The organism is Paenibacillus crassostreae (assembly GCF_001857945.1).
Lineage (GTDB): Bacteria > Bacillota > Bacilli > Paenibacillales > Paenibacillaceae > Paenibacillus_AQ > Paenibacillus_AQ crassostreae.
On sequence record NZ_CP017770.1, the window covers coordinates 245,064 to 258,092 of the forward strand.

Consider the following 13,029-nt stretch of genomic DNA (forward strand, 5'->3'; position numbering starts at 1 on the left):
AGAATGAAAGAAGGCGAAATAAATGAAGGAGAAAAAACAGCTTAAAATTGGTGGAATTATAGATGGAGTAGGCTGGAATTACATGGGGTGGCGTCACCCAGATATGCCCGCTAATGCCAGTGAGAACATCGATTACTATGTACAAAAAGCAAAAAGATTAGAAGAAGGAAAGTTTGACACGATCTTTTTAGTTGATGTCAGCCATATTGGTCCAGGGATGATTCCTCATTATCTCAGTATGTTTGAAGGCGTAAGTATTTTATCTGCCTTAAGCATGGTGACTCATTCTATTGGGCTTACTGCAACAATTGCAACTTCCTATGCGGATCCATTCACTGTTGCCCGACAGATGGCTTCTCTTGATAAAATCAGTAATGGACGGGCAGGATGGAATGCCGTTACTTCGAATCCAGGAGGATTAGCAAATTATAGTCGCACACATCTTTCCAAAGCAGACTTGTATCCAATGAAAAAAGAATTTTTAGAAATTGTCGAAGGTCTTTGGGACTCCTATGAGGATGACGCTTTTATACGAGATAAAGAAAGTGGAGTATTCTATGATCATCGAAAAATGCATGCTCTAAATTATAGAGGAAACTATTTTTCAGTAGATGGACCTTTAAATATTAGCCGTTCCAGACAAGGAAGACCGGTAATTTTTCAAGCCGGAAGTTCTTCGGATTTCATGAATATTGCCTCAAAGCATGCTGACGGTGTATTTCTCCCAGCTGATAATTTAGAAGATGCAAAAGCTTTTAGTCAAGAGTTAAAGAGGAGAGTGGAGTTGGAAGGGCGTTCGTTTGATGATTTCCTACTTGCGATTTCACATAATCCGATTGTAGGACAGACAGAAAGAGAAGCTGAAGAAAAATTCCAGGAACTTCAAGCGCTGATGCCGATTTACCGTATACAAAAACCAAAACTTTTTGGTTCGGCAGAAAAGGTGGCAGATCAAATTCAAAGCTGGTACGAGGCAGGGGCAATGGATCTATTGCTGATAAGACAGGAGCATCCTTTAGGGTTTGATGACTTTATTGATTTAGTCGTTCCTATCTTACAAGAAAGGGGAATTTTCCGTAAAGAATATGAATCAAACAACTTACGTGGAAATTTGGGTTTACCTTATCCAGAAAATAGATATTCTATCTAATTATACTTTGATTAAACAGAGGAGAGGTGTGACCAATGAAAATGGAGGACATTATCCTCACTTGTATAAAAGAACACCCAGGAATAAGTGCAAAGAAGATTGTTTCATGTTTCGATTCAAAAACAAACAATTTATTAGTAACGGAAGAAACGAATCCTCAAGCTTCTATTTTTAAACAATTAAGGACCCTGAAGAAAAAAGGGAATCTTCATAACAGAGGTGATCGCTGGTACTTTATGAATCGAAATATTGGATAATTGGCATTTGATGGTTCTTTATTGGTTGTAATTGATTAACTATTTAGTATACTAAATATGTTTATTTACTGAGCAACAGCTAAGTATTATTTTCGTTTTGATCGATCTACTGAAATTCATTAAATTAGTCAATGCTATGTTTAAAGCTGTCTCGTTAAACATGCCAACAATCTAGATTATCAGCTAGGCGTTGACCCACGTATTTTAAATGAATCAGATCAGATTAAATGATTAGGAAATATAAGATTGAAGATTGTAGATATTTATAGAACGTTTGACTCGTTATTGTCTATTTATTTTTGAGTCATATTAGCAAGTAGATACCATATGAAAATAAATTAGGGGGATTTATTTATGTCTGAAAAAAAACAAATGTTGCTTGGTTTAGGATTTACAGGGGCATACGGTGCAAATGCTAAAGCTTGGAAAAGTGAGGGTGTCAATGTGACTACTTATCCAGATATTAATGCAGATATTCGCTATGCTCAACTTGCTGAAAAAGGTAAATTTCAATTTATATTTGTAGGTGATTTCCCTGGAGCAATACCCGATGATAACAGGGAGGTGCCATCGATGACGCTTGAACCTATCATTACTGCCACTGCAATATTACAACAAACAAAACACATTGGTGTGGCGTCAACTGTACATACTCAGTGGAATAATCCTTTTACTTTAGCACGTCAATTTAAAGGGATAGATTTAATGAGTGGTGGACGTATTGCTTGGAATGCTGTTACGGGATCAAGTCCAAAGGTAGCAGAAAACTTTGGTGTAAAACTAATGGATAGTAGATCACGTTATGAAAGTCATTATGAGTTCGTAGAAACTGTACAGCACTTATGGGCAACATGGGGAAAAGATGCTCTAAAAGCTGATAAAGAAACCGGTGTATTTGCGGATTATAGCCAAGTAAAACCTGTTCATATATCTGGTAAACATATACAGGCAAATGGAGCCTTGCCAATTCCACCTTCACCACAAGGACAACCGGTCATCTTTCACTCTGGTGGATCTCCAAATAGTATTGCGTTTGCAGGACGCTATGCGAGTGCAATGATTGGTGAAGTGTGGACGATAGAACAAGGTATTGCTACAAGAAATGCACTACGCCAGGTTGCGATAGACGCGGGTCGAAATCCAGATGAGATTAAATTTATCGCAGGACTCATGCCGGTTGTTGCAAATTCTAAACGTGAAGCAATAGATCGTCACGCAAGTTTTATGGATGAAAATATAGTACAACAACGTGCATTTCATATCGGAATGATATTAGGAATCAGCTTCACTCCTGAAGATTTAGAACGCCCGATCGCACCAGAACTTTTAGACAAGGTAAAAATCGACCGTTACTCTGATCCTCGTGCTGAGAATGTTTTAAAGGTGGCGCGTGAAGGTTGGACATTACGCGATATCATTTATCATTCTGTGATTGATTACCATCCTGCAACATTAGGTGATGCAAAAGAAACTGCGGATTACCTAACTGAAATGTTTGAAAGTGGCGCAGCAGATGGCTTTTGGATACTACCAGATGCTTATGAAACCGACTTAAAACGTTTTGTAGAAGAAGTGGTCCCTATCTTACAGGAACGTGGTGTATTCCATGAAGATTATGATGGAGAGACATTAAGAGAAAATCTTGGTGTGCCCTATCAATATGGTGTAGATAAACGATTATCTTAATAGAAGTAATATAGAGCACAGGCTGATAATGGCCTGTGCTTCTTTATGAGCGTAAAAAACCAGGTCTTAAGAAAGCACGTAAATCACCACGGTTCTCAAAACGTTAATAGAAACACTGATATATCAGTGTTTACAGAGCTTTTTTGGTTCAAGTTGGTTCAAATCAACTTGAACCTTATAAAGCACTCAACAGATTTAAAGCATCGGCAACTTTCTGGTGCTTTTTTTCTGGCATTAATTCCAGATATTAATTTGTAGTAAGGCTCTTATCTTTTTAACTTAAAATTAAATAACTTTATTATCTCTATACAATAATCCCGCTTAATTTCTCCCATATAATTCGGGATAAAATATGTACAAGTATAGAAAATATAAACTTTTATGTTTTTATCCCGATAAATTTAGCTGTACAATATACTTTAAAGGGTAACGTGATCATCGATAAATTCGACAATGTGAATCCTGATGAAGTATTATCTCAGGGTGATAACCTTGAAACGTATGTAAATAAATAGACCAAACATATTTTATATATATAATATGTTTGGTCTATTTTGTTATGATTTTGTTCGTAACTGTTGCTTATTATTTTCTTATTTCACTAACGGGCAGCATTCCTATAATGAAGAAAACGAGATTTGAGAAACAAAAAGAATCCTTGGTATGATGTTATTGGGTCCCAGAGCTGGCCAGCGAACGGATCCAAAAAACAAACCAAGGAGACTACAAAATGAATTCTACTCAAAATGAACGCATTAATCAAATTACTTCTTCTACCTTAATTGTCGGAGTCGACATTGCAAAGTTCAAGCATGTGGCTCGAGCACAAGACTACCGCGGAGTCGAGTTTGTGAAGCCCATTACGTTTGAAAACAACCGAGAAGGATTTGAGTTATTCGTGAACTGGTTCTGGGAGATCTCAAAGGAGCTATGTTTCCAGGACGTTATCGTTGGAATGGAACCAACAGGGCACTACTGGCTGAACCTTGCACATTTCCTAAAAGAAAAGCAAGTGAAATATGGTGTGGTGAATCCACTGCATGTGAAGAAAAGTAAAGAACTAGACGATAATTCACCTACGAAGAATGACGTTAAAGACGCAAAAATTATTGCTCAATTGGTCAAAGACGGGAGATACGCCGTACCTAGCCTTCCACAGGGAGTTTATGCAGAACTTCGGGAAGCAATAAAAATTCGCGATCACCTGACAACTGACCTTTGTGTTGTACAAGCACGTGTCCATAACTGGTTGGATCGTTATTTTCCAGAGTTTCTGACGGTATTTAAGGATTGGGAGTGTAAGTCAGCTATACAGATGCTGAGCCTTTATCTACTGCCACATGAGCTTGTTCAAGTATCGGACGATACCTTGTTGCAGTACCTAAGAAAAGTTGAAAAACTAGGGCTTGGTCAAGGCCGAATCCAGAATTTAAAGGCAGCAGCCAGCTGTTCAGTCGGCATTAAACAAGGATCAGATATGGCCAAGATGGAGCTGCGATTGTTGTTGGCCCAATATGAGTTGCTTCATGGTAAGCTTGAAGAACTAGAAGAAAAATTGGAAGAATTGTTAAAGGAAGTTCCATATGTACAGCAATTATTAGCGATAAAGGGGATTGGTCGAGACACCATCGCTGGTTTTCTCGCTGAAGTTGGAGATATTAGTCAGTACCGACATCCGAAGCAGATTATTAAGCTCGCAGGGCTGAATCTTAAAGAAAACACGTCGGGCAGACATAAAGGACAGACCAAAATTACAAAACGAGGCAGGAAGCGACTTCGAGCCTTACTCTTCCGTGTAATGATGCCGTTAGTAGCCAAGAATGAAGCGTTTAAAGCACTACACAAGTATTACACAACACGAGCGGTAAATCCGTTGAAGAAGATGCAATCCCTCATCGCGTTGTGTAACAAGCTTATTCGGGTACTATTTGGCATGTTGAAAAAAGGATATGAATTTAATGAAGGCAAGATGATGCAGGATATCCCTCGAATGGCAGAGTTACCGTTAGCAGCTTAACATAAACGCTTTTCTAAATGATGACCTAAACAAACCAGACAACAGAAGCACGGATGAGTCGGAATAAAACTAACATACGGATGAAGATCCTGTCGGGCAGCATATCTGACCTCCACCTCATGGAAAGGTTGAATGAAGGAATGTGGGAGCGTAGACTCTGTGAGACATGGGTTGACCTCCGTGAGCTATTGTGGAGATCCATAGGTGCAACCATACTTTACCGAAGCAACCACTTTTTGCATTGGGTGGTCTAGGTGAGGAGTTTTTGTAAATTAACAAAGTCCATTAATTTCTTTATCTACAACTTTGTTCCACTAAAAAGTTGTCTTCTAAGAAAAAAATTTGGTCAAAATCTAAGTAAACATGAGCATTTAAGAGAAAAGTGATTCTCCATAGAGGGAGTTATCTTGAGCAAGTTCTTGACTAAGGTGACGGGAAAGAGTAATATTTAACCAATATCCGTAAATCAATGATGGAACAAAAGTAAATCATTAAACTCTTCACAGGAAGGGGTTTCATGACTGAGAAAACCCTAGAGTACTGATTGAAAATGCCAGTTCCAGAGTATGGCTAATACCCATCGGTTTGACCCGTTATAGTCAATTAAGGTGGCTGTGTGAAAATACAGCAACCTGGGTGGTACCGCGATTAATATCGTCCCAGAGCATTTGGCTTTGGGGCGTTTTTTATTTTGGGAGGAGTCTATATGATATTAGAAAAAGTTATAAAAAGAATTGTAATACAAAGTGAATATAAGGATTTTGTTGATAAGTATATAGATAATATACTTACCGAATTTAAAGGTAAGATTCATAGCATTTATATGTGTGGCTCGATTCCAAAAGGAACTGCTAAACCTTTTAAGTCAGATGCAGACTTTACTATTGTATGTGTAAATCCCAATGATATTGATTACGAAAGATTGTCAAATATTAAAGAAAGGCTGTTGGAAGAATATCCATTACTAACTAAGATTGATACGATAATTTGCTCGATTGACGATGTATTAAGCAAACCAAATGAGTGGGGTTTTTGGATTAAGATAATTTGTGTTTGCATATATGGTCATGACGTTGGTGAAAAAGTACCACCGATAATTATTTCTCCAGAGTTCATTTTAGACTTAAATACAGAGACCAAGGAGGAAGTAGATCGTGTACGTAGTTCACTTTCTAATGCTAGTGATAACACAATGAAAACTAGATATATTAAAGGTTACTCTAAGAGATTAATTCGTGCATTATACTCTTTAATTTTAGAAGATACAGGTGTATGGCAAGATGACATTATTAAGATGAAGAATGCCATATTAAACTATTGTGAGATTGACTCCGCTTTAGTTGATTATCTCTATGCTTGTTACTTGGATAGTAATAATGTACTTGTTGAAGAGTTTCTGGTAATTGCAGATGAAGTATATAGCTATTTTGAGAATGCGTTAGATGCAATGGCTGCTTCCAGAACTTCCTTCGACTAACACCATATTGACGCTTCGGGTCACTCTGAGAAGCGAGTGACCACATTCAGCCCCCTAAGCCCGTCGGGACGTCACTGCATTAGGTGTTCGGCAAGCCTCACAACTATAAGCAGCGACTCTAATTAAAACATAAGACTATTGAGCTAACGGAGAACTTTAGTTGAATGATACACATTAATGAGCAGGCGCTACGGTAGCCTGCTGTTTTCATTGAAGTAACTGGCAGATTAGCACAACGAAGTCTGGAATTTAATAATACAATATCCATGCTCAGTAATTTAGATAATGAAGGGAGAAGCCCTGCATGATTACTCTCAGAAAAATCACGCTAGAAAACCGGCGTGTCATATTTAACCTGGAAGTTTCAGAAAACCAACGCCGCTTCGTTGCATCCAATCTTTCAAGCGCGGCTTCATGTTATGTCCTTGCAACCAATGGGGGCTATCCATTACCGTTTGCCATTTACGCGGATGAGCAACCTGTCGGTTTTGTGATGCTGACTTATGGAATCACCGGATATGAAGACCCGTCAATCGCAGAAGGTAACTATTGCATCCTGCGACTGATGATTGACAAGCAATATCAGAGCCGGGGCTACGCACGGGAAGCCATGAAAAAAATCTTGGAATTTATCCGCACCTTTCCAGCTGGGCCTGCACATTACTGTTGGATCCCATATTCGGCAGATAACTACGTCGCCAAAAGGCTTTATGAAAGCTTCGGCTTCCGTGACAACGGCGAAATCTGCAACAACGAGTCAATAACCGTATTGCGACTCTGATTTGTTACCACCCATGAAAAAAGAATGGTTAATTTTATCAAACTCTGCGTTCTTAGGATTGAACTAACGGAGAACTATAGTTCAATAATGAAAGGGCTGCCGTGAGGTAGCCCTTTGTTCAGCTAACGGGCAGCATAGTTAAATAACCACTGCTCTAAAATGTGGTAATGAATTTTCTAGTAGAAAAGCTGTAACAAAGAAAATAAGATATAGGGAGGTGCTTTCTCTTTTAAGAATCCATAGTGTTCAGTGAAAATAAAGTATTAGACTGAGGAAATAAAGTTGTAGACTGGACGAGAATCAATGATTTGACATATTGCAAAATGATAATATATAATGATCTCATGACCAACCCAATTGATACTTTTAAAGCTCTATCCAATGAAGCGCGTATTCAAATTCTAGAGTGGCTTAAAGATCCGTCCGCCCATTTTGCGCCCCAAGAAGGGATTGATCTTATTGAGGTTGGGGTTTGTGTAAGCCAAATTACTGAAAAATTGAATATGAATCAGTCCACTGCTTCGCAATATCTTTCCATACTGCAAAGAGCTGGATTGGTTCACGCTACACGTTTAGGGAAATGGACCTATTACAGAAGGAATGAACAGGCGATTAATGAAATCGGAAAGTTCCTGCAGAAATGAGCCGCTTGGTTAAACTGAATTCACTCGTTGAATTCAGTTTTTCTAAGGGTTTTCATTTTGACAAATTGCAATATGTAAATTTATTTACTCAAGCATATTAATATTTTTAAATATGTAAATATTATTTTGAGGAGGTGCTTTGTATCGTTAAACAACGTTAACTCCCCGTCTAAGGTCAAATTCAATACGAAAATTTAAAGAAGGAAAGGAAATGATTGAAATGAAAGCATGGCAAAAACAAGGTCTTGGGTTGGAGAACATTAAGCTGGTGGAAATTGAAACTCCGAAGCCAGGGGCTAAACAAATTCTCATGAAAGTAAAGGCCGTTTCTCTAAACTTCCGCGATAAAGCAATTGTTGATGGGGTATATATCCCAGATCTCATGAACAACAAAACGTTTGTACCTGTATCTGATGCATCTGGCGAAGTAATAAGTGTCGGTTCGGAAGTGACAAAATTTAAGGTCGGCGATCGTGTAACGTCCCATATGTTTACAAAATGGATCCAAGGAAAACCTAGTCCTGATGATTCTTTGTACTCAATTGGCGGACCAAACGATGGCGGGCTTGCGGAGTATATGTTGCTCGACGAAGATACAGCTGTATCTACACCGAATAATTTGACAGACGAAGAAGCCTCCACACTTCCAATTGCTGCACTTACCGTATGGTTCTCCTTGGTTGAGTATGGAAATATTAAGGCAGGTGAAACAGTTCTTGTATTAGGAACAGGAGGCGTATCCGTTTACGCTGTTCAAATCGCATCTGCATTGGGTGCAAAAGTAATAGTAACTTCGAGCAGTGATGAAAAGTTAGCGCAAGTGAAGTCATTAGGCGCGGATGAAGTCATTAACTATGGCAAAACCCCAGATTGGGAAAAAGAAGTTCTGAAGCTCACAAACGGTAACGGCGCAGATCATATTCTTGAGGTCGTTGGTGGAGAGAGCATTAACCGCTCGATTGAAGCAGTTGCCATGCAAGGAAATATTTATGTAATTGGTTTCCTTGGTGGGATGATGGCAGAGGTTAACCTCTTTGCCTTGCTTGCAAAACAAGTGAAAATCCATGGAATCAATGTCGGTCATAAAAAGGCCTTTGACGATATGCAAAGGGCATTTAACCAACTAAACATAAAGCCTGTAATTGATACAGTTTATCCATTTGAGCAAGCCATTGAAGCGTACAAGCATCTTCAACGTGGTGCATTTGGGAAAATTGTAATTCGAGTTTCAGAGTAGTCGCTATTCAACTCCCATGAAAATTAAATCTGCAGTTACTGTAAAAAGGCAAACATAAATAAGACGCGGTTCATTCATTTTTTTGAAGGTCACAGCACCTGAGATAAGGGATATTGGTATATTAATGAATTAAGAAACTTCTGCAATAGTTACAGAATAACCTAAGTTTTCTAGTCGTCGAACTGCGTATTTCACAATAGATTGTTGCTTCTGTTTGTCAAAATAATCTTCACCCAGGTCTACATACATTTCTTCACGTGTTAACAGATAGTAGGCTATTCTCAACATAGCATGCGCGACAGAGATCGCTGCCCGTTTCCTTCCTTTTCGCGCTGCGGTTCGTCTATACATGGCACCTAGATAGTTCTTTGACGCTGCAACAGAATGAGCTGCTTCAACTAAGGCGGACTTCAGATATTTGTTTCCATTTTTAGCTTTAGCAGATTTTCTCTTTCCTGCACTTTCGTTATGCCCAGGTACAAGTCCAGCCCATGAGCATAAATGCGCAGCACTGGGAAACTGCTTCTTAATATTGGTTCCAATTTCCGCTAAGATTTGTTCTGCCATTCGAGTGGCTATCCCAGGAATTGAATCTAAACGTTCGACATCGTCATGAAAAGGGACTACTCTCGTAGCGACTTCCTGATCTAAAATCACGATCTGGTCACTTAAAAAATCAATGTGAGTTAAAATGGTCTTAATCATCAGCCGTTGGTGAGGGTTTACATAACCTTGAAGAGCAAGTGCGAGCTCATCCTTTTTACGTTTCATGGTGCGTCTAGCGAAGTTCGCTAGTTTCTCAGGATCATCTTCACCATCAGCAATGGCACGGAGCATGTCGCGAGAGGAGACGCCCATAATATCAGAAACAACAGAACTGAGTTTAATATTGGCTCCTTCTAATACTTTTTGAATTCGATTATGTTGTCTAGCCCTTTCTTCAATGATACTACGACGATACCGAACAAGTTCTCGAAGTTCCCGTTGATTTCGGTCTGGAATGAAACTTGCTTTAAGTAATCCATGACGTAGGAGCTTTGCAATCCATTCCGAATCTTTGACATCCGTCTTACGTCCAGGCAATGCTTTCATATGCTGAGCATTTACCACTAAGAATTCAATTCCTTCAGCTTCAAGTAAATTAACAATAGGCTTCCAAAATACGCCGGTGCTTTCCATAGCAACGTGAGTACACTCATGCTGTTTAATCCAGTCAATTAATTGTAATAAAAACACCGTTTTAGTTGAAAACGTTTGAATCTCCTTTCCCTTCGACGTTAGAATACATGCTGTAATGTTATCCTTATGAATATCCATACCACATGCTCGTTCAACAACGATTTCCACCTTAAAAATATCCTCTCTATGGCTAAATTAGGTAAGAGGCTGGTGCAACAATCAGAGTAGGATTAATCTCCCATGAGTGCTTCCCAATAGATAGGGAGCGACAATCTGTGATGCACCGTGATCGTTGGAGTCAGACTAACGGATGGGCTCTAAGGCACCATAGTTGATCGACCTTCCTCTCCCAGCCATAGTAGCAGTATAGACAGATTTGTAGTCCCATTTTCATCATTTGTGGTGCAGCGCTTGCGCTGCATGCATGACTAACGGAGAACGTTAGTGCAATCAAGACACAAAGGTAACCGGCCATTATGATCGGTTGCCTTTACTTTTTTTGTCCAATGACACTAAAGTGCCTACATAAGCAGTATCTGTAAAAGCCTGATAAATCAGGTTTTTTTTATTTTTATGTAGGTAAAATAATGTCACGCTAAAATGCACTAAACTGCCTACATTATAGAATTTTGACATAAAGGTTCCTACATTGTGGCGGTGCTATTACTTACTGATAATTACAAAGTATCTAAAGAGACTTTGTAATCGGTTAATTGGGTAAGTAGTTCTTTTGACAGTCCCCAGATTTGAAGGCTTGTATCGAGGAGTAATTCTAATAAGTTTACTGGCAGACAACATCTTAGTAGCGAAAAATATTATCGGATTATGTAGCTGTTTTATTTGTTTTGAAAAGAATATAAATAGTACAATAAAAGAAGAAACAGACATGTCATATATATAGGCATTTGTAGCAATAGGATTTCTGGCTAATTCTCTATCCAGTTCGGAATAAATACCCCATAATAAATTTGGAAAGCCAAATGGCTATCTGAAATCATTTCCGTTTAGTAATATGAAAGTGGTAACCCAGCGAACGAGACAAACGTTTGTAGTACACATCAATGCTGTGGACATAAAAGTTAAATTGAAGGAGACTAAATAAAAATATTGGAGGTTGGTTTAAATTAAATCGGACATTGAGATCGAGAAAATAATAAATAAATTTAACCAAAAGATTGGTTTGATTACCCCTTCGGATAATACATCATTGTACGAGGACCTTTACGATGGAATTTTTAACGAGAATCTGAAATATGTATTTACCAGATTACATACAGAACTGAATGATCTTCTTCAATATATGAATGCTAGAAACACTCCAGGTGTAGGAGGGCATTATAATGCAGTACCTAGTAGAAAACTTTCGGAACTAATCGATATTTATCGCCAACTGCGTGCACAGTTGAGTAATTCATCATATCGCTTTATTATTGATCCTCATTACGAAGATATCCTTGAACGTTGCAGACGTTTTTTAAGAGAATCAAATGGCAGTCCAATACCAGAAGATTTTCCGCGTATTGATATCATAGAGTACACTCCGGCATTTATCTTACAGGATGTAACTGATGTAAAGAGATCGCAGACCGTAGATAGTTTTACTCTTAAATCCATAGGTGGGGGATCATATGCGACTGTTTATAAATTTAAAGATAAACACTATAACCGACATTTTGCTCTTAAGAAGGCAAAAAAAGATTTAACAGATAAGGAACTGCAGCGCTTTAAAAATGAATATCTTGAACTTAGGAAACTTAATTCCCCTTATATTGTAGAGGTTAACAATTATAACGAAGAGAAAAGTGAGTACACAATGGAGTTTGTTGACTCCACATTAGAGAAATATATCCTAAAGAACAATACGAAGCTTTCTATGGCACAACGTATTGCGCTTATTTCTCAATTATTCAAAGCTTTTTCCTATATCCATGGTACAGGTATTTTACATCGAGATATTAGCTATCAAAATATATTAGTAAAGATATACGATGATGGATCTAATATTATCAAGGTCTCTGACTTTGGATTGGTTAAACTTAGGGAAAGTAGTCTAACAAGTAATGGATCAAGCATTAAGGGTACACTCAATGATCCAGCCTTAAATATAGTGGGATTTAACAACTATGAAACGAGGCATGAGGTATATGCTCTGGCTCAGGTCGTGAATTTCATCCTATCCGGTAGAAAACTTGGTATCTATGATAAAACTGAATCAATTAAAAAATTCATCATAAAAGGACTTTCACCAGATATTGAAGTGCGATTCTCAAACATGAAAGAAATGAGTCAAGCATTTCAGAAATTGAAGTCGGAACTATTGAGCATAGAGGAAGAATCAAAAGACTAATAAAATAGAAAGTGCTCATGTTGTTAGACTTTACAAATAAAACAATATACTCAATTAACAAAGGATAATAAAGATCAGTCTATTTATTGTAATCTATATAAAGAGTAAAGGGATCACGCTAACATTAAACAACAGTTGTAAGAGCACAAGAACAAAGACCTTTTGGAATCCGCGATGGGCGCGGATTTTCTGTTTTGAAGGTAAAATTGTTGTTTATGCGCACAGCAGCTATTGTGTATAAATATTGATTACCT

Annotated in this window: 10 protein-coding genes; 9 read left to right on the forward strand and 1 reads right to left on the reverse strand. The window is 38.1% G+C overall.

Annotation, left to right across the window (positions count from 1 at the left end; translation table 11 throughout):
* Positions 1 to 22: 22 nt before the first annotated feature.
* The 8 genes from LPB68_RS01165 (at position 23) to LPB68_RS01200 (ending at position 9,249) form a co-directional block, all read left to right on the forward strand.
* Positions 23 to 1,150, forward strand: a complete 1,128-nt coding sequence (locus LPB68_RS01165) for an NtaA/DmoA family FMN-dependent monooxygenase (protein WP_068654864.1) — start codon at positions 23 to 25, stop codon at positions 1,148 to 1,150.
* Positions 1,151 to 1,761: 611 nt separating this feature from the next.
* Positions 1,762 to 3,093, forward strand: a complete 1,332-nt coding sequence (locus LPB68_RS01175) for an NtaA/DmoA family FMN-dependent monooxygenase (RefSeq protein WP_068654860.1) — start codon at positions 1,762 to 1,764, stop codon at positions 3,091 to 3,093.
* A gap of 35 nt (positions 3,094 to 3,128) precedes the next feature.
* Positions 3,129 to 3,200, forward strand: coding sequence for a 30S ribosomal protein S9 (rpsI, locus tag LPB68_RS23815; protein WP_157756165.1), 72 nt, complete (start codon positions 3,129 to 3,131; stop codon positions 3,198 to 3,200).
* A 623-nt stretch (positions 3,201 to 3,823) separates the two neighbouring features.
* Positions 3,824 to 5,110, forward strand: a complete 1,287-nt coding sequence (locus tag LPB68_RS01180) for an IS110 family RNA-guided transposase (RefSeq protein ID WP_068654858.1) — start codon at positions 3,824 to 3,826, stop codon at positions 5,108 to 5,110.
* Positions 5,111 to 5,816: 706 nt separating this feature from the next.
* A complete protein-coding gene (locus LPB68_RS01185; protein ID WP_068654856.1) occupies positions 5,817 to 6,587 on the forward strand; it encodes a nucleotidyltransferase domain-containing protein in 771 nt (256 codons plus the stop codon).
* Between the two features lie 304 nt (positions 6,588 to 6,891).
* Positions 6,892 to 7,368, forward strand: coding sequence for a GNAT family N-acetyltransferase (locus LPB68_RS01190; RefSeq protein ID WP_068654854.1), 477 nt, complete (start codon positions 6,892 to 6,894; stop codon positions 7,366 to 7,368).
* 344 nt (positions 7,369 to 7,712) lie between these two features.
* Positions 7,713 to 8,012: an ArsR/SmtB family transcription factor gene (locus LPB68_RS01195; protein ID WP_068656577.1), complete on the forward strand. Its 300-nt coding sequence runs from the start codon at positions 7,713 to 7,715 to the stop codon at positions 8,010 to 8,012.
* Positions 8,013 to 8,223: 211 nt separating this feature from the next.
* Positions 8,224 to 9,249 (forward strand): zinc-dependent alcohol dehydrogenase family protein, encoded by a 1,026-nt coding sequence (locus LPB68_RS01200; protein WP_232510136.1) that lies wholly within the window; start codon positions 8,224 to 8,226, stop codon positions 9,247 to 9,249.
* Between the two features lie 129 nt (positions 9,250 to 9,378).
* Here LPB68_RS01200 and LPB68_RS01205 read toward each other — a convergent pair whose 3' ends face one another.
* On the reverse strand, positions 9,379 to 10,596 hold the full coding sequence (locus LPB68_RS01205; RefSeq protein WP_071193199.1) for an IS110 family RNA-guided transposase: 1,218 nt from the start codon (positions 10,594 to 10,596) through the stop codon (positions 9,379 to 9,381).
* Between the two features lie 1,039 nt (positions 10,597 to 11,635).
* Between LPB68_RS01205 and LPB68_RS01210 the strand changes: the two genes are divergently transcribed.
* Positions 11,636 to 12,775, forward strand: coding sequence for a protein kinase domain-containing protein (locus LPB68_RS01210; protein ID WP_083386541.1), 1,140 nt, complete (start codon positions 11,636 to 11,638; stop codon positions 12,773 to 12,775).
* The last annotated feature ends 254 nt before the right edge of the window (positions 12,776 to 13,029 follow it).